This is a genomic window from Ferrimicrobium acidiphilum DSM 19497 (assembly GCF_000949255.1).
GTDB classification, from domain to species: domain Bacteria; phylum Actinomycetota; class Acidimicrobiia; order Acidimicrobiales; family Acidimicrobiaceae; genus Ferrimicrobium; species Ferrimicrobium acidiphilum.
In genome coordinates this window covers 1-17,997 of sequence record NZ_JXUW01000044.1, presented here as the reverse complement: position 1 = coordinate 17,997, position 17,997 = coordinate 1, and the positions used below count along the sequence as shown (strand labels likewise).

General features: G+C 54.1%; 12 protein-coding genes and 1 pseudogene. 5 read left to right on the top strand and 8 right to left on the bottom strand.

Annotated elements, in window-relative coordinates; all coding sequences use genetic code 11:
* Window positions 1–51 precede the first annotated feature (51 nt).
* From mobF to FEAC_RS13545, 3 genes are all read left to right on the top strand, one after another.
* The gene (mobF, locus tag FEAC_RS13555; protein WP_052566526.1) at window positions 52–3,735 is read left to right on the top strand and encodes a MobF family relaxase; all 3,684 of its coding nucleotides are present in this window, start codon (window positions 52–54) and stop codon (window positions 3,733–3,735) included.
* A gap of 302 nt (window positions 3,736–4,037) precedes the next feature.
* The gene (locus FEAC_RS13550; protein WP_035391603.1) at window positions 4,038–6,167 is read left to right on the top strand and encodes a DUF262 and DUF1524 domain-containing protein; all 2,130 of its coding nucleotides are present in this window, start codon (window positions 4,038–4,040) and stop codon (window positions 6,165–6,167) included.
* A gap of 49 nt (window positions 6,168–6,216) precedes the next feature.
* Window positions 6,217–6,624 carry a hypothetical protein gene (locus FEAC_RS13545; protein WP_152623272.1) on the top strand — a complete coding sequence of 136 codons (408 nt, stop codon included), beginning with the start codon at window positions 6,217–6,219 and terminating at the stop codon, window positions 6,622–6,624.
* Window positions 6,625–6,753: 129 nt separating this feature from the next.
* Here FEAC_RS13545 and FEAC_RS13540 read toward each other — a convergent pair.
* The 5 genes and pseudogenes from FEAC_RS13540 to FEAC_RS13520 all read right to left on the bottom strand — a co-directional run.
* A pseudogene (locus FEAC_RS13540) lies at window positions 6,754–7,002 on the bottom strand (IS256 family transposase); the annotation flags it as partial.
* 251 nt (window positions 7,003–7,253) lie between these two features.
* Window positions 7,254–8,726: an APC family permease gene (locus tag FEAC_RS13535; protein WP_035391600.1), complete on the bottom strand. Its 1,473-nt coding sequence runs from the start codon at window positions 8,724–8,726 to the stop codon at window positions 7,254–7,256.
* A 271-nt stretch (window positions 8,727–8,997) separates the two neighbouring features.
* Window positions 8,998–9,771 carry an SDR family NAD(P)-dependent oxidoreductase gene (locus tag FEAC_RS13530; RefSeq protein WP_035391598.1) on the bottom strand — a complete coding sequence of 258 codons (774 nt, stop codon included), beginning with the start codon at window positions 9,769–9,771 and terminating at the stop codon, window positions 8,998–9,000.
* Entirely contained in the window at window positions 9,768–11,252 is a 1,485-nt protein-coding gene (locus FEAC_RS13525) for an FGGY-family carbohydrate kinase (protein WP_035391596.1), read from the bottom strand. The genes FEAC_RS13530 and FEAC_RS13525 overlap by 4 nt, the downstream gene beginning before the upstream one ends.
* Window positions 11,245–12,045 (bottom strand): DeoR/GlpR family DNA-binding transcription regulator, encoded by an 801-nt coding sequence (locus tag FEAC_RS13520; RefSeq protein WP_035391606.1) that lies wholly within the window; start codon window positions 12,043–12,045, stop codon window positions 11,245–11,247. Before FEAC_RS13520 ends, FEAC_RS13525 begins: the two co-directional genes overlap by 8 nt.
* A gap of 151 nt (window positions 12,046–12,196) precedes the next feature.
* On the opposite strand from FEAC_RS13520, the gene FEAC_RS13515 reads away from it, so the two are divergent.
* A complete protein-coding gene (locus FEAC_RS13515; protein ID WP_035391595.1) occupies window positions 12,197–13,015 on the top strand; it encodes a BtpA family protein in 819 nt (272 codons plus the stop codon).
* 543 nt (window positions 13,016–13,558) lie between these two features.
* On the opposite strand, the gene FEAC_RS13505 is transcribed toward FEAC_RS13515, so the two are convergent.
* From FEAC_RS13505 to FEAC_RS13495, 3 genes are all read right to left on the bottom strand, one after another.
* Window positions 13,559–14,392: an abortive infection family protein gene (locus FEAC_RS13505; protein ID WP_052566519.1), complete on the bottom strand. Its 834-nt coding sequence runs from the start codon at window positions 14,390–14,392 to the stop codon at window positions 13,559–13,561.
* A gap of 253 nt (window positions 14,393–14,645) precedes the next feature.
* Window positions 14,646–15,740, bottom strand: coding sequence for an SIR2 family protein (locus FEAC_RS13500; protein ID WP_035391592.1), 1,095 nt, complete (start codon window positions 15,738–15,740; stop codon window positions 14,646–14,648).
* 1 nt (window position 15,741) lies between these two features.
* A complete protein-coding gene (locus FEAC_RS13495; RefSeq protein ID WP_035391591.1) occupies window positions 15,742–16,764 on the bottom strand; it encodes a PIN domain-containing protein in 1,023 nt (340 codons plus the stop codon).
* A 606-nt stretch (window positions 16,765–17,370) separates the two neighbouring features.
* Between FEAC_RS13495 and FEAC_RS13485 the strand changes: the two genes are divergently transcribed.
* Window positions 17,371–17,832, top strand: coding sequence for a Druantia anti-phage system protein DruA (locus FEAC_RS13485; protein ID WP_052566518.1), 462 nt, complete (start codon window positions 17,371–17,373; stop codon window positions 17,830–17,832).
* Window positions 17,833–17,997: the final 165 nt, after the last annotated feature.

The following is a 17,997-nucleotide window of genomic DNA, read 5'->3' as shown; positions in this document are numbered from 1 at the left end:
GCCCCTCCAACAAGGGCGTACTCGGCACCCCTTGACCAAAGGAACACTCCCATGCTCACCATTCGCAAGCTCTCCCTCGGCCAGGGTTATAAGTACCTCATGGACTCGATCGCCGTTGGCGATGGCCGAGGAGATCAGAGCTCAGAACTAACCCGTTACTACGCAGAGTCTGGCACCCCACCGGGTCGATGGAAGGGTAGGGGTCTGGCTGATCTCGGAGAGGGAAAGGGGATCGAGCACGACTCAGAGGTCACCGAATCCCAGCTGTGGAACATGCTTGGACTCGTTGCTGATCCCCTCACTGGTGATCCAGTTGGACAGGCGTTACGAATCCGACGGGTGAGTATGAGCGATCGGATCAAGGCCAAAGTTGCCAGGTTACCAGAGACCCTCACAGGGGAGGATCGAGCCTTGGCGATCGAAACGATCAAGGCTGAAGAGGCCCAAGCAGAAAAGAAGATCGGCAAGCCAGTAGCTGGTTTCGATCTCACCTTCTCACCCTCTAAATCCGTCTCTGTCGCCTGGGCCTTAGCCGATCCGGAGACCAAAGCAATTATCTATCGCTGTCATCAACGAGCCATCGACTATGTCCTTGCCTATGCAGAACGTGAAGTGATTCACTCGCGCTCTGGTAAGAACGGTGTCCTCCGAGAGGACGTCACCGGCATTAGTGCTGCAAGCTTTACCCACTATGACAGCCGAGCTGGTGATCCACAGCTCCACGACCATGTCATCGTCTGGAACAGAGCCAAGTCGATCTCTGATGGCAAGTGGCGAACCCTCGATGGGAGTGGACTCTATAAGTCCATCGTGACCCTCGGCGTGATGCACGAAGGGGTATTGTCTGACCTTCTCACCGAGGCCCTCGGGGTTGGTTGGGAAGAGAGAGTGACCCCAGGTGGGATGTCAAAGTCTGAGATGATAGGAGTGCCAATAGATCTCATGGAAGAGTTCTCACAGCGGGTAGCGGCGGTCAGAGAACACAAGGCACACCTCGTAGAGCAATTCACTCTCGCTCATGGACGAACCCCAAGTGCGGTCGAATCGGTACGCCTCGCCCAACAGGCGAACCTCGAGACTCGCCAGGACAAGGTACATCGAAGCCTCGCCGAGATGACAAATGACTGGTGTCAGCGAGCAGCCCGCTACCTCGATGATGACCCAACTACCTTCGTTGCCAGCTTGGCGAATCGCAATGAGTTGCCACTACTTCGTGCCGGCGATCTCAGTAAAGAGATGCTCCAAGAAGTTGCGAGCTTGGCCCTCGAGGGGGTCTCAGAGCGTCACGCCACCTTTGGGCGCACAAACGTCCTAGCCGAGGTCCATCGCCAACTCCAGGGGTTACGCTTTGTCAGCCCCGACGACCGGGTAGCGGTTGCAGAGCGAACGACAGAGATCGCCCTGGGCGAGGCGATCCAGATCAGCTCACCTGAGCTCTATCACCTACCAGAGCGGTTTCAAAGAGCAGACGGTACCTCTCGGATGCGACCAAAGGAGCGCTATCTCTATACAACCGCAACCCTCTTGGATGCCGAGGCAGATCTGTTTCGGGCCTCACGATCCCTCGATGCTCCTGTTGTCCAAGTCGGCACCGTCAAAGCCGTAACTGAGGTGAAGCTAGCAGGGAGAGACTTTACGATGAGCTCCGATCAGGCCCTGGCGGTTGAGGTGATCGCCACCTCCACTCGTCGCCTTGATCTACTCGTTGGACCCGCCGGTACCGGTAAGACGACGACGATGGCTGGCCTTCGTACTGCTTGGGAGCTAGAACATGGACCGGGGAGTGTTATTGGGCTAGCTCCATCGGCAACGGCTGCCCAGGTGTTAGCCGATGAGCTTGGTATCGAGACCGAGAACACCGCTAAGTGGCTCCATGAGTGGCGACAAAGCGCCACGAGACAGGCAGAACGGGATCGTCTGGCAAGTGCTGCCCAGATCCCTGGAGGTGACTCAGAACAAAGGAGTGCTCATCAAAGAGAGATCGAAAGGCTAGACGGGCTGCTCACCCGATGGCGCTTTCACCCCGGTCAGTTGGTCATCATCGATGAGGCCTCTCTTATTGGAACCTTTGCCCTAGATGAACTCGTCAGTGCAGCCCGAGAGGCCAATGCCAAGGTGTTACTGGTCGGAGATCCGGCTCAGATCTCGAGCATTACAGCCGGTGGGATGTTTGGATCCCTGGTTCGAGAGCGAGGAGATATGGTGGCAACCTTGAGCGATGTGCGCCGCTTTGTCCATGCCTGGGAGAGAACGGCGAGCATGGAGCTACGGGTTGGCAACGAGGAGGCGATCGATGCCTATGAGACGCACCAAAGGATCAAAGAGGGTGAGCGCGAGGAGTTGCTCGAGGCACTCTATCAGGCTTGGAGAAGCGACGTCACAGCAGGCAAGGACTCACTCATGCTTGCAGGAGACGCCGATACGGTTACCGAGTTGAACAATCGAGCCAGAGCAGACAGGGTGCTCTCAGGTGAGGTAGCAGAGTCGGGGTTGAGCCTTGCCGATGGGACTATTGCAGGTGTTGGTGATGAGGTCGTAACCCGAGAGAACAATCGCCTACTCACAACCGGCAAGGGGTGGGTGAAGAACGGTGATCGTTGGCAGGTTATGGCGACCAGTAACGACGGCACTATGACCATCAGGCGCCTTGGAGGAAGAGGCGAAGTCACATTGCCGTCTGACTATGTGGCCCAACACGTCGAGTTGGCCTATGCCACGACAGCGTATCGTGCACAGGGACGAACTCTCGATACCGCCCACGCGATGATCACCAGTACAACTCCACGAGAGGTTCTCTATGTCGCAGCTACGAGAGGGAGAGAGGCCAACCTCCTCTATGTCGATACCCATTATGACCCAGATCCCGCGACTGCACATGAGGGGACGACCGAAGTACAATCCGCTCGCCAAGTCCTTATCACCTGTCTTGCCAATCAGGGATCAGAGCTGGGAGCCCATGAGATGATCCGGAAAGAACACGAGGAAGCAGAGGGGATCATCCGACTCCATGGGGAGTATGAGACGATCGCAAGAATCGCCGAAGAGGAGCGGTGGAACGACTTGCTTGCTCGCTCGGGACTAACGGATGAACACCTGGTAGCCATTCGACAGAGTCCGGCTTATGGACCGTTGCTTGCAGCCCTAAGAGGCGCAGAAGCTCGCGGGCTCGACATCGAGCGTGACTTCCCAGTACTCGCTACAGCGCGCCAACTCGATGATGTTGAGGACGTAGCGGCGGTGTTGGCTAACCGAGTAACGAGTTGGACGCACAAGCATGGAAGCCGACGGATGGGAGCGACAAATCTCATTGCGGGTCTCATCCCAAAGGCCATGAAAGTAAGCGATCCAGACTTAGAGCAGGCATTACACGAGCGCGAAGCGGCTATCGAGCAACGTGCTCGTGTGCTTGTTGAGAGGGCCATGGCAAAGAATGCTGAATGGATCCAACAGCTTGGAGAGACACCAACCGATCCAGTGCACCGTGAGGTCTGGTTGGCACATTTCGCGACCGTCGCGGCATATCGGGAGCGTTGGCACGTCGAGAGTCACACAGTCATTGGCAAGGAGTCAAACGTCGGTAGCATCGAGCAACTCGGGCACTGGAGGCGAGCCAACTTAGCAATCAAAGAGGCTGCCAGGCTCGCTAAGAGCTCGGGGAATGTGAGCGAGAGAAGTGTTCAGATTGGCACTGATGAGAAAACCACTATCAAAACATTGAGAGCAATCGAGCGGTAATCCAGGTGCTGAGGTCGTCATCCGTGAGGCCAAGTGTGTCCAGCTGAGAAACCGCACTCGACCTGACCCTGCGCATTCGGCGGTTACTATTTGCTCAAAGTCTGACTTCATTTGCGAACGAAATGATGGAGATGCTGCGTGTTTATTGTTGACCCTTATTGGAAATGAGATAGTCGAGTTTCAGGGTACAAAGGCCCGATTCCCACTTCGTCGACGTTTGCCTTGTCGCTAATCTGCCCGGCGGACAAGGGATGATCTGATCGGGCGTGTACCTTTAAAGTCAAACCAGAGGAGAATCCAAAATGAAAGCGACCGAAACAAGCGCTCTACAATTCATGCAGAAGTCCTCGCAGTTTGCCATCCCCATTTATCAGCGCACCTACAGCTGGACTGACGTCGAGTGCCGACAGTTATGGGATGATATCCTGCGGTCTGGCGGCGACGATGCAATCAAGGCTCATTTTATTGGATCGGTCGTCTATATCGAGAAGGGTCTCTATCAGGTGTCCAGTCAGACACCTTTGCTTGTTATCGACGGACAACAGAGACTAACGTCCCTCACTCTTCTGCTGGAGGCGTTAGCTCGTCATGTTGGCGATTCCGAGCCCGTGGACGGCTTCTCTGCGAAGAAGATTCGTCATTATTACCTTTACAACGATGTCGAGGAGGGAGAGCGCGGCTACAAGCTGCTGCTGACCCAGACAGACCGGGAAAGTTTAAAGGCCCTACTACGGCAAAAGGCACTACCAGATCAGTATTCTCTGCGAATCAAGGATAATTTTGATCTCTTCAGCAGCTTGATCGAAAAGCTCAAGGATGTCGCAGTGCTATGCCATGGTCTTAGCAAGCTGATCTTGGTCGACGTCGCTCTCAATCGGGAGCAGGATAATCCGCAACTGATCTTCGAGAGCATGAACTCGACCGGGCGAGAGCTGAGCCAGGCCGACCTCATTCGCAATTATGTCTTGATGGGGTTGGAGCCAGGTCACCAGACAGCCTTGTACGAGGACCACTGGCGACCGATGGAACTCAATTTTGGCCAGGAGGCCTATGGTATCCACTTCGACCGCTTCATGCGTGACTATCTGACCGTCAAGACGGGAGAGATTCCCAACGTCCGGGCCGTCTACGAAGCGTTCAAAGCGTACTCCCGGCGCCCTCCTGTCCAGGAGGAAGGGGTAGATAAGCTTGTTGCGGATATCCGATCCTTTGCGAGCTACTACTGTGCCATGGCTCTGGGCCGTGAGGTCGACCGCACCTTAGCCGAGGCGTTCCAGGATCTGCGAGAGCTCAAGGTCGACGTCGCCTATCCGCTTCTATTGGAGCTGTACGACGATTACGCCTCCCATCGGTTGAGCCAGTCGGACTTTGTCGACATCATCCGGATGGTCGAGTCGTATGTGTTTCGCCGCGCCGTCTGCGCGATACCGACCAACTCACTCAATAAAACCTTCGCCACCTTCAGTAGAGAATTGGACAAGAATCACTATGTCGAGAGTGCGATGGCTGCCTTCATGCTCCTGCCGTCTTACCGCAGGTTTCCATCAGATGAAGAGTTCAAGCGTGAGCTGATGACCCGGGATCTCTACAACAATCCCCGCCGTAGCTATTGGCTTCGCCGCCTCGAGAACTTCGGTCGTAAGGAACGCGTGCCGGTCGATGAGTACACCATCGAGCACATCATGCCCCAGAATGACAACCTCTCAGATGCCTGGCGTAGTGAACTCGGTCCCGAGTGGGAACGGGTACACCAACAGAAACTCCACACCCTGGGAAATCTAACACTAACGGGGTACAACAGTGAGTACAGCGATCGGCAGTTCACAGAGAAGCGTGACATGAAGGGCGGCTTCAAAGAGAGCCCACTCAGACTGAACCAGGGACTGGGATCTATTGAACGGTGGAACGAGGATGCCATCGACGAGCGTGCGCACGATCTCGCCAGTATTGCTGTCAAGGTCTGGAGTTCGCCAGACCTTGACAGAGAGGTGGTCAGTAGGTATAGGCCACCATCGAAGAGGACGACGCCGTCGTATTCAATCTTGGATCACGTCCACCTAGCAGAAGGCAAAAGCAGCCGGGCGCTCTTTGAGGCACTTCGCAGGGAGGTGTTGGGTCTGGATCCGTGTGTCACCGAGGAGTTTCTAAAGCTCTACGTGGCATATAAGGCTGAGACCAACTTCGTGGACGTTGTCCCACAGGCCGCTCGACTGCTGCTCTCGCTGAACATTCCTTTCCCGGAGCTCTATGATCCCAAGGGCATGTCCCGTGACGTGACCAGCATCGGGCGGTTAGGAAACGGGGACTGCGAGGTAGGGCTGTCTAATCTGGACGACCTTCCCTACGTGATGGGTCTAATCCGGCAGGCCTTCGAGCGTCAGATGGGCAACGACATCTTGGAAGAGGAGTTAGCTGGACCGAGACCCTTCTGATCTGGGAGTTGCTTGGTTGAGGCCGGCAAGCTCGCCCATGTGGCTCTGCTTGGCAACTTTCCGCCTATTCGCCGCTGTAGGTATGACCGGCAACTCTAACCCTCGTCTTAGAGAACTGCATGTGCAACGAGAGAGTGCCCTTCGCACTTGGCTGGTGGCCAATGCTGCACTGGTGAGCGCTATCGAACGGCTGGGCCAATTGCGCGCATCCAAATCCGAGGCTCTGAAAGCACGAGGGATCTCTGCCCACCAGCTCGCCCAGTTCCGCCGGTGGGAGCAGGGTGCGGCAAAACCTACCGAATATAGGACGCTCGTAAGCTACACACAGCACCGCAACATTATCACCTCGATCGATCGGCGATGGGACGGAGCGATCACTGCCGCTGGGAGACTTCGGGCCATCGCTTCTCGAACTATCCAACTCCTGGGCTACCTGCTGGACGGATCGATTCCCTAGCTCGACAAGCATGCCCTCGCCATTTTTGAAATACGGGTCAAACTTTCTTCGAACCTTTCTCTCTTTCCCCATGTCTACCAGTCTCCTTGCTGTTAAGAAGTAGTGTGTGCCGTGCTGTGAGTAGTTTCAATCACGAAAGCGGATTCTCGGTATCTCAACCTCGACGTCGCCGACTGCGGTCGTGACCGATCCCTCCGGCAGGTAACCATTGCGCACAACGTCTCTACCTGCGCTTTTGAGCTCTTCATGGACTTGGGTCACCTCGAGTTCGAGAGCAGTAGCGATCAGGTGCCGAGCATGCACGCGCAACAGCTCGGTTACGGCATCAGTTACGACGACGGTGGGCTTGTCCGAAAACTCAGGGGTTATCATGGTGATGGGATTTCCCTTCTGATTGTTGTTTTTTTCTTACTGACATTTCAGTAGGAAATCCCACCCAACCAGGTCACTCACCTCAAACTTTTTCCTCCAAGCTCATCCGGAGGCCATACACAGGTTTTGTTCATACCTCTAGGGGGCACTCGACAAGATCGTCAGGGAAACGCACCTACGTCGCTTGCAGCCCTATTGTTCACCAATGCGCCACAAATCCGCCTTAACCAGCAACAACTAAGGCCGGCCAAGCAATTCTAGCTATGGACATTATCCGGCATGACCTCCGAAGACTCATAATCCCCGACAGGCAACTTCCTGCGTTTCGCAACAAGTCCGGCCACCACTCCCAATCCAATCAGTACCACAACTACGAGCCACCACCAACCCACAGCACCAGCCTGGTTCGGCTTGATGGTCTCCCAGAACGGATAGGCAAGCAACACTATGGCTAACAAAGGGGCTAGCACATGCCTTAACCACGAAAACAATTCCGGTGCCTGCCGCCGGTAGAAAAATGGTAACCCAACATTCGCCAATATGTAGACAACGATTACTAAGTCCGTCCCTAAGGTCGCGATCTGACCGTATCCCGTGTATCCACCATTGTAACTCAGGCCCCCGGCAATCAATGTGTACACAACCATGGTGAGTAAAGTTAACCCAGTAGCAACCCCAATAGCTATCCACGGTGTCTTTCGAACCCGTGCTACCGCTCCCATTACGGCGGGAAGTAATCGCTCCCGACTCATATTAAAGTACAAACGACTTGCCGCGTTCAGAGTTGCTACAGTCACCCCTAGCCCACTGGTTATGCCTGAAAAATAAATAAGATATGTCAACCAGTGAGCAGAATTACCCGCTGCTGTGATAAACGGAAAATTTGTCTTAAGCATCGGACCCACATTGCCCTCAAAACCGACAACCTGCGCCCAGGCCGCAGCAACAAAGATAAGTCCTGCAATGGCAAGCGCAGAGTAAACTGCAATAGGAATATTGTGTCTCGGATTTTCCATCTCATCAGACATTGGAGCCGATGCACTGCATCCGCTAAACATCAAGATACACAACACAAAGGCAACACCAAATCCAGTGGCTCCATCGTGAATGTTAGCGGGATTAAACGCTCGCGCACTAACTGCTATATAAGCGGAATGGGTCACCAGAATAGCAATTATTCCGCCGACCACTGTTAACAACTCAAGAGCGAACAAAGTTGCTATAACACGGACGGAAAATACGACACCAAATGCTACGACTATAGCTCCAATGGCACCTTGGATCAAGAGTAGCAACCACCAGCCAGGTGTGTAGCCTGTCAGGAGACGAATCACTTCCTGATCCCACAAAGCCGGTCCAAATATTGCCGCACCAAGCAAGATCAGCTCACCTACGCCATAAACCACAGCGGTAAGGGTGCCAGTAGTTACGCCTAAGGCTCTTGCAATGTACGATACGTAGAACCCTGGGCTGGGTGCTACCCGATTATATTCCGCTACAGTATTTATATGAAATGCGAAAGCGACTACCGCTAACAACAGAACAAGCGGCGACGCCAAACCAGCGGCCGCAAAAATTGCGCCGAACACAGTTAAGACGCTGATAGCAGGTGCTATTGCCGCGACGCTCGAGGTAAAGGCCTCTACTCGATTCATTGCCCCACGCCGCAATGAAGCAGAGCTTCGCAACCCTGGGCTAATTGACTCGACTGATGTTTCACTTATTGACATGCCGTGTTCCTCCAAATGCTATGGGTTTGATAGAACCGAAGGCCTATCTCCCGGTTTTCGACGGTCATACTAACACTGATAATATGGATAAATATCTTCTGATAATCATCGAATACGACTGCACCCCCCTTTTTTATAATCAGATTGTGTAAACCGTGCGACCTATAACATCGTGGTATTCTCGCGTGAACAAGACCCTTCTTTCGGTTGAGGGAGTCATTGCGCTATGCTTACGGACTCAACAAGAGCATAAGGATTGCAACGACTCTCTTCAATCCATGTAAGCTCCCCCATTTACTGCAACTGCTTCTCCCGTGATGAATCGGGCATCGTCCGAAAGAAGAAACGCGACCACATTAGCGACGTCATCGGGTTGTTCGAGTTTGCGAAGCGGAGTATCATTAATGTAGAGTTGGCGCACTTTATCTGGAGTAATTCCTCGCAACTGAGCTTCCCATGTCATTTCTCGCTCTTGCATAGGAGTGACTACATATCCTGGACATACACTATTTACAGTAATCCCGTATTCGGCGAGCTCGAAGGCCATCGCTTGAGTTAATCCGACTACACCAAACTTCGAGGCAACATAGTCAGCCAAGTACGGTACTCTGCCCTGTTTTCCCGCCATGGAAGCGGTGTTAACGATCGCACCCTTAGCTCCGATTCGGACCATAGCACGAGCAGCGGCCTGACCACAGACAAAGACCCCTTTCAGGTTGACTTCCAAGGTTTTGTCATAGGACTCAATCGGGGTATCCAGAAACCTTTGCATGTAAGAGACGCCCGCATTGCTCACCCACGCATCGAGACCAAGGCGACTTGCAACATCGTCTGCAACTTGTCGGGCTTTGTGAGGGTCACTTACGTCCAGAATCGCATGCTCGTGCAGCTGGCCGTTTCTTGAATCAAGGTCAGCCGCCGTCGCGCGGGCGCCATCCTCGTTGATGTCAGCGACCACGATCTGCCATCCTCGCTGCGCGAGCACGATGGCAATGTGTCTTCCGATACCGGAACCTGCCCCTGTAATAACTACGGTCTTGGTCATGTGCGTGTTCTCCTTGATATTGAGTGCGAAATCGGCGTGATGGCCAAGTCAAGTTCACGCCATTCGTTGTATGCGGCTTCGTAGGTCTTGACTCTTGAGGGTTCGGGGATCACTGGTGGACCAAAGGAGAGGAATTTCTTTGCTTCAGCCCAATCGCTAATAGCACCAACTCCAACAGCCGCAACAAGTGCAGCACCGAGTGATGCACCCGGATGGTTCATGATCGGAATCAACTCGGTCCCCAGCACTTCAGCGTGGATCTGTTTCCAAAGGGTTGATTTACTGCCACCATTTGTGATGATCACCCGGTCTAGGTGAATGCCAATCTCACGGAAGACTTCTGCGTGATGCCGAAAGCCGAATGCGATCCCTTCCAACACGGATCTATAAAGATCCGCCCGGGTATGCCCGAGATGGAGGCCAACGAAAGCACCTCGCAGGTCCGCATCGTGGATGGGACTTTTTTCCCCTAGAAAATACGGCAGGCACAGAACTTCAGCAGCTGATCGGCCTGCAGCTTCTTGGTCGAGGATGTCGAGCTTCTCCCCTCCAATGACTGATTGATACCATCGAACCAAGCTCCCACTGGTAGCCATGCAACCGTTGGGTAACCACCTACCCGGGATCGGATGGGCGTCAAGATAAATTCGGGAATCCACGATTGGCCGATCGCTAGCTACAAGTATGTCGCCAGCCCCACCAAGCTTGACTAAACAGTCACCCTCGCTCTCCACTCCTGCGGCAAAGGCAGATAGCACGTGGTCCGCCCCCCCGACAATGAGCGGCGTGCCTGTTGCCAGGCCAGTGCGCTCAGCTGCGGCAGCGCTCAAAGTTCCTACTCGTTGCCCTGGCGAGTACACCGGCGGCAGAAGGCTAGAATCCAAGCCCGTCGCTTGTAGCACTTCGGTGAGCTGCTCCGACTCCAATGTGAATAGACCCGATTCCAATGCCCAGTTACGCTCGACATGTGGCTCTGCACCTAGCGCCATCAGTACCCAGTCGTATGAACCGACAAGATGAGATGTTTGGGTCCAAATGTCGGGTTCATGTGACATCAGCCAAGCAGCTGTCGGCGCGACGGATTGCTGAGTGAGCGCGGAACCGGTAAGGGAAACCAAGTCAACCGCCGAAAGCAAGGAAGTAAGGTGGCCGACCTCTTCGACTGCACGTGCATCGTTTTGTAGAATGGCGCGTCGCAGGGGAGCCCCATTATTGTCGACAGGGATCACGGCAGGCACCATCCCGGAGGTTGCGATAGCAATAACATCCTCTGGACGCGCGTGAGCGCTCGCCACTACCTCTCTTATCGAATCCACGGCATTCACCAGCCACTGACTCGGATCGGCCTCTGAGTAGCCTGGCTGGGGCGAAAATTGACTCGCCTCTCGATTCGCCTGACCAACTATACCGAGGTCGACATCGAATAGAACTATCTTTGTCCCAGTGGTACCGATGTCGATGCCAATGGTGAATTTACCCATCAAGTTCACCGTGTGAATCTCGAGCCTTTGTTACGCAAACCACGTCGACCCCAGCATCTCTCGCGGCTTGAAGCACCGGATGCTCCGGGTGACCATCAGTCACTAACGCTTCGATTGTGCTAAATGGTGCCACATTCATCAGCTGAACGCGTCCGAGCTTCGATTCGTCAGCTACGACAATGACGCGATCGGCGGCCTTGACTGCAGCGCGCTTCACGCTACCCTCTTCCCTGTGATAGTCCGAGACGCCATGGTCCGCGTCAACTCCCGCCACTCCCATGATGTAGACGTCACAGTTATACCTAGCGAAAGCTTCTTCGGTTTCGACGCCTATCATGCTAAGTTCTCCACTGCGGACCTCCCCACCCGTGAGTAACACGACGGTCTCCGGTTCATTAACAAGCTCTATCGCCACCAGGATGCTTGGCGTCACCACGGTTAGAGCTAGAGATTTTCCCTTAATCGCCTTAGCAACTGCAAGAACGGTACTACCGCTGTCAAGGATGACTGTTTCGTGTGGCTGCAGCAGTGCTACCGCCACTTCGGCGATATGAGCTTTACCTTCGGCAGCCACAGTAGCTCTAGCCTCAAACGGCGGCTCTGTTGCCTTACCGACAAGGGCTATTGCCCCTCCGACCACACGACGAACCACGCCCTTCTCTTCGAGCCTCATAATATCCCGACGAATCGTCATTTCCGAGACGTTGAACTCAGATGCAAGCGACATGAAGTCGATTTCGCCTCTGGTCATGACGCTTTCTTCGATGAGTGCCCGGCGGGTCTCCGTTGTCATGACATCAACTCTAGCACACACATGTCACAAGTTCACAGCGTTTGTTACCCTTTTGTTAATTTACATCATGTGCAGGGCTAATCAGTGTTGCTAGATAACATAGGTACTGCACAACCTATGTCAGGATTCCCAAACCTTAGGAAGGATTGCTATGAACATGTGGCTTGATGAGGTCTTTCACGTCCAGAAACCTGTAATCGCAATGCTCCACTTAAGTGCGCTTCCTGGCGATCCGGGGTTTGATACCAAGGCCGGGCTTTCGGCGGTGATTAAACGCGCGCGCGAGGAACTCGACGATCTTCAAGAGGGCGGTGTTGACGGCATTCTGGTTTCAAACGAGTTTAGTCTTCCATATCTCACCAAAACAGAACCCATTACAGCCATAACCATGGCGCGAATCTTGGGTGAACTTCTCAGTTCGATCCACATCCCCTATGGTGTGAATGTATTGTGGGACGGACGCGCCTCTATTGATCTCGCCGTTGCCACGGGCGCACAGTATGTCCGTGAAATCTTCACTGGGGTCTATGCAAGTGATTTCGGATTGTGGGATACCAACATCGGCGAAGTGGCGCGCCATAGAGCGCGAGTCGGTGGGTCCAATGTCAAGCTTCTCTTCAATATCGTTCCTGAGTCTGCCAAGTACTTGGGTGACCGCGACCTTCGTTCGATCACAGAGACGACCGTCTTTGCCACGCTCCCCGATGCTATCTGCGTCTCGGGCCTCACCGCAGGAGCACCGACCGACACCCAGTCGCTCGCGCTCGTTAAGTCAGCAGCGGGCGACGTCCCGGTCTTTGTCAACACTGGGGTCGGAGCCGATAACGTCGCCGAACAATTGAGCATCGCTGATGGAGCGATCGTCGGAACCTACCTCAAAGCGGGTGGTGTCTTCGAAAACAAAGTCGACAGAGATCGCGTCGAGAAATTAGCCAGTCAGGTCCGTGAATTCCGAAAGAGTCTTGCTTAAACCGTTGAAGTAGAAAGAAAGTGGTATTTCACGAGCTAAATGGACCACGCTCAAGGGGCCGTCCAAGAACGATGGGTCACCGACCAAGAACGCATCACCAGAAAGGAGGTGAGGTAGGGGTTAAGCGTGGCACCCGATGACTACCCGAATGCTCCCCGTCCGAGACTGTCCGAAAACTCCGGATTCGGTGTCCGAAATGAGCGAAATGTGCAACCATGCACAAGGCACCATTAATAAGCTTGCAAAGCAGCCGCATATGGAGTGGATCCGGGCGGCGTGGAGCACAACCTCTGCTACCGTCCACATGTATGGTGTCGACTTCATGTTTGACAGTCGCGGTGACCGAAGTGAGTTAGTTTGGTGTCTCTCGAGGGACCGAGCAGAGTGGCTACTCTACCTCGTAGCCATTTACACTTACTTAACAACTACCGCCGCGAGCATTCTCAAGCAGGACGAGCCAGCAAGCCTCGTTTTCACTCACCAGTGTCGACTGCTCCTCGAAAGTGAATCGTCAAGGGAGCTGGCACGGAGAGTTTAGGGTAGTCAACTCTCGGGCTTGACCCTCCACGGAGCCTTAGGATCCCCAAGGGTTTCCAAGAGTAGCTGGCAGTAGACCCTAGCCGCGCCGACTGCTAAGTGGACTTGGCGGTGGCCCAGGCCGACAATAGGTGCTGAACGTCCATGGTCAGCGCCGTACTCGTTACGTAGTTCCGCAACTCCGATTGCGAGCTGACTCAGGTTGGAGAGGATGCGTATGGTGGTAGCTGCCCCTTTGGCGCTTGGAGCAACTTGAGAGGGATGAAGCCGTAACGCCGTCTGAGCGAGCTTCACTAACTCAGGGATATCGGCTTTCGGATCATATTCCCGCCCCAACTCGTCTAGTACCAGTTTGGTGGTGGACTCGATGAGCGCTTTGGCGCCGCTAATGGCTGCGGCAGGGTCGCGATCCATCGCGTCGTTGATGCGTTGCATATGTTCCCAGATTGCCGACGGGTCCGATAAGGCAGCTACTGGAAGTTCTGCTGCCTTCGTCTTGTCAAGTGGTCCTCCATGTATTCGAAAGTCGTCTTCAACCGAGTAGCCATCCAGTCGCAGGGTGTTCGTCAGTTTCTCTCGGAAATCGGAGTGGGTGTTCATCAGAACGGTTTGTATAACGTTGAGGAATCGTCGGACCTGGCTAGGGCTACGCCAGTCAATTTCGGTATAATAGCTGGCGACCAGTCCGCGACGCTCACCTTTTACTCCCGGTACTTCGGGACCAGGAGTGAAGCCCTCGTCATCAAAGAAGCCACGGATATCTCTGAGCGTCCAGCTCACCAAGTGCTCTTGAAATTCTCTTCGAATGCGTCGTGAGACCAGTTCTTGGGGCTCAGTCATGGGTTGGAAACCTCGTTAGATGCCCAGAAAGTCATACCAAAGCTCTCCTTGGTAGATTCGCCATACGATACGATTCTGAGGCACGTGAACTTCCGGCGTTGCCAGTCTGGACCTAGTGTCGTCTGTAGGACAGCAACCCCACTTCTTGCATAGTTTGTCTTGTAGCCCGTCCCGAAGTGCGACCCTCGCATCCTGTACGCGATAGCCCTTTCTCTTGTCGGACAACAGCGGCTACTCAACTCGCAGGCGGCGCTCATGCCGGTTCTTTCCGAAGAGCCTGATCAAGGCGCTCCTGCCACTCGTTGAGCTTGGTTGTGATCGATCCCATGTCTCTTGCAAAGTGAAGCGGTATGCTTATCGCGGAGGCAAGCTCCTCGCGTAGGGGACTTGTTGATCCGTCGGATCCAGAATCATACACAGTGATAGCGATACGTTCTTGACGGTCAACGTTGTCTCGCAATGCCGTGACTAACGCCTTGTCATTAAGGGAATGCCCGAGAACAAGAATCTGCTTTGCGCGTCGAAGAGCGGTTTGGAACTCGCTCCAGAGGGAAGCGATGAGTGGGTAGGAGCCGTAATCCTTGTCAGGATCGGGGAGCATGATCATCGGGATGCCAAAGTTTTCGTTGTAGCTGGTACTGCTGTTGGAGATTGCTTCGTCCTCGCGCTGGAACCACCCGATGCTACCATGAAGGTGCAAGACAGGCGCATACCTAGGTATCCCGTCGAGCAGGCCTTCAACCCTTAGGGGTTGCTCTCCACCGTTAGTTTGACTGTTGTGTGGCGTTCCCCAATCCGGGAGCCAGCCAAGTTGATCCAGTACGTATTCGCCAATTGAGTCGTAGTTGGTGGTGGCATAGACCAGACGTTGAGTTCTGCCGATTCCTAACTGCGAAAACAGCGCCTCGTAGGCTCTGGTGGCGCCTTCATAATCGATGCGATTACTACCAAATGACTCATAGAGCGATTCGTGGATCAATTTGACGATAGCCTGCAAGTGAAAGTTTGTCGAGGAGTGCCACTCCTTAAGCACGTTGTCATTGCGGAGACCTTCAATAGTTTGGAATTGCCGACTCGGCTCCAGGATCGATTCAATCGTTGGAAAAGCCTGCACAACGCGTAGGAAGTGCCCAAGTGTCTGCTCGAATCTAGGTCCCGAAAGCTGCTTGGTCAATCCAGTCGCCTCTAGATATGAGGCTTCCTTTTTGAAGAGCTTGTCAACAAGAGCATCAGACCACTCGCTCATGAGCGGCAACTTGTTCCCACCGATACCGAATTCGCAGCTTGCCCCTGCCCCAGTAATAAAAACGAGGTCGATGTCTCTGTCTGGTCGATCTGGATCAGCCACCTTACTCCATTCCCACTGGTAGTTGACCACCCAGGACTTGCCCAAGCTGCCAACGATAGCGCTGCACTCGTACGAAGCAGGGAGTGGCTTCCAGGATCGATCTTAATTCTGTTTGTTTGAGCCCGTTGGCAGGGTATCCGGTTTGCGGTAGTTGTTCCATGATCTCGCGTACGAGTAATCCCTGGCCAACTGGAACCTGCACGAGCAGTGCCGCGACGGCTTGCTCAATCCCAAGCCCGATGGTGTTGGCTGGAAGGACTGCTGAATCGAGTACGGCCTCTGCTGATGAACGCTGCTCTATAGTCTCAAGCAGAAACTCACCAATAGGCGCCACTGCGTCAATGAAACTGCGCCTGCGCTCTGGTTTTCGTAGAATCGCTATACCGATCCCGATCGCAGCGATCACGACTAACCATTGTGGCAGCTTGAGCCAGCCCGCTAACGCCTTGGTCCCTTCATTGATGCCGATGGATATACCTGCTCCAGTCGCCGACGCACCGAACACTGAGACGTTTGCGAGGTCGGCCGCCTCCCGAGCATCCAACACGTCTGGGAGGTTCGGAGGCGATAATTCAGCCCTTTTCAAAGATTTGTCGAGCGAATAGACGATCCTACTGACTCCAGACAGTAGCACTGACAACTGAGCTGTTGGAACGTCCTTGTGGTCCTTTTCGCGTACTCGCATCGCGTAATCGTGATCGACGAAGAGGTTGCCGACGTCGACGAACACGATGGTGGGGAGATAGTCATTTTCGAATACGCTCTGGAACTTATCGGAAGTAGTACTCCAACCTTCATGAATCGACTGACTAGCTAGTTTCTCGAACTTATTGGCGTTGCCGAGCTTATCAGCCTGATAAATCTCGTCGTAGACGTGGCGTGATGCATAGATACGGCCCGGTGATGTTATAAGCATCCCGTTCCTTGCAGCAGTCTTCAACGTATTGATGATGTGATCAGTATCGAGTATCTGGACGTCCGGAACGTCAAATATCGTCGGAATGGAGAAAGAGTTAGAGGTCACAACGAATTCATCCTGATGTCCTTAGTCACTTGGACAACGCCTTACTCCGAACTCCTCGACAACGCTGGTATCAGGCTTCCACTGCCAGTTTCCCTGACTAAGTGGGCCATGCTACGGCAAGCTTACCAAAAGCGAGATCTCTGGTGAGGTCAGGTTTGGAGAACCTGGCTCCGCTGCTGTGCCGAATGATTGACCAATTGATAAGCTATGAGCGGGTTTGAAAGAGTTGGCGTTGTTGAGGTATTGCTGGGAGGGCGCTTTCGCGGTCTTGGAGGCGGTTGCTAGAGTGGACTCGGCGGAGAGACTGACCCATTGGCTCTCAAGTGGCTCTATTGACATTCATGTGGATGCCCGGACTCCCATGGAGGGCCCACAACCCCAGTTCAGTAGGGGTATTTGGGGCTGCAATGGCTGTATGAGTGCACATTTCGCTCATTTCGGACACCGAATCTGGAGTTTTCGGACAGTCTCGGACGCGGGAGCATTCGGGTAGCCATCAGGTGCCACGCCTAACCACGGCCTTTTCATAGTCGAAGCCCTATGGCTGTGACCTGCAGTGTTATGTGTCGATTGGCGCGTTCGTCCTGGTAATGCTAAGTTCATCGGATGCGAGATGAGTGGTTTGTGGGATTGAGCGTTGCTCCGATAAGCGTCGGTGACGCCAATAGGTTCGATGCGGAACTCGACGAGCATCACTGGCTTGGCCACCGGATGGTCGGTGAGACGATGCGCTATGTAGCGACGGACTCCTGTGGCGGGTGGGTAGCACTGCTCGGGTTCGCGTCACCCGCACTATCGTGTGGACCTCGTGATCGGTTCATCGGCTGGACGAGAGATCTCCAGCAACGCAGGTTACGTTTCGTCGCATCGAACCAACGATTCTGTATTCTGCCTGCTGGTAGGCGTCCCAACACTGCATCCGCTGTGATGTCAAAGGCACTGCGACGTTTGAGTGCAGACTGGGTTGATACGTGGGGACACCGGGTGCTCTTGGTTGAGACGTTTGGTCGATCCCTCCCGCCACATCGGGACTTGTTATGGTGCTTCTTCGTTCCTTTACGTCGGTGAGACCGCAGGATATGGACGTAAGTCTGGCCGTTACGTCGAGCACGGCCAGATCAAAGACGTCTACATCAGGCAGTTACATCGCAAGGCCAGGCAGGTGCTCGTCGGTGCATTCGACCATCCGTTGTTGACAGACCAAAGGAGCCAAGTGGCGCAGATAGATTTCAA

Coding starts and splice junctions, on each gene's coding strand:
- FEAC_RS13525 (WP_035391596.1), bottom strand. CDS start 11,252: ATGGGTAAATTCACCATTGGCATCGACATCGGTACCACTGGGACAAAG.
- FEAC_RS13505 (WP_052566519.1), bottom strand. CDS start 14,392: ATGACTGAGCCCCAAGAACTGGTCTCACGACGCATTCGAAGAGAATTT.
- mobF (WP_052566526.1), top strand. CDS start 52: ATGCTCACCATTCGCAAGCTCTCCCTCGGCCAGGGTTATAAGTACCTC.
- FEAC_RS13485 (WP_052566518.1), top strand. CDS start 17,371: ATGCGAGATGAGTGGTTTGTGGGATTGAGCGTTGCTCCGATAAGCGTC.
- FEAC_RS13530 (WP_035391598.1), bottom strand. CDS start 9,771: ATGACCAAGACCGTAGTTATTACAGGGGCAGGTTCCGGTATCGGAAGA.
- FEAC_RS13520 (WP_035391606.1), bottom strand. CDS start 12,045: ATGACAACGGAGACCCGCCGGGCACTCATCGAAGAAAGCGTCATGACC.
- FEAC_RS13515 (WP_035391595.1), top strand. CDS start 12,197: ATGAACATGTGGCTTGATGAGGTCTTTCACGTCCAGAAACCTGTAATC.
- FEAC_RS13550 (WP_035391603.1), top strand. CDS start 4,038: ATGAAAGCGACCGAAACAAGCGCTCTACAATTCATGCAGAAGTCCTCG.
- FEAC_RS13535 (WP_035391600.1), bottom strand. CDS start 8,726: ATGTCAATAAGTGAAACATCAGTCGAGTCAATTAGCCCAGGGTTGCGA.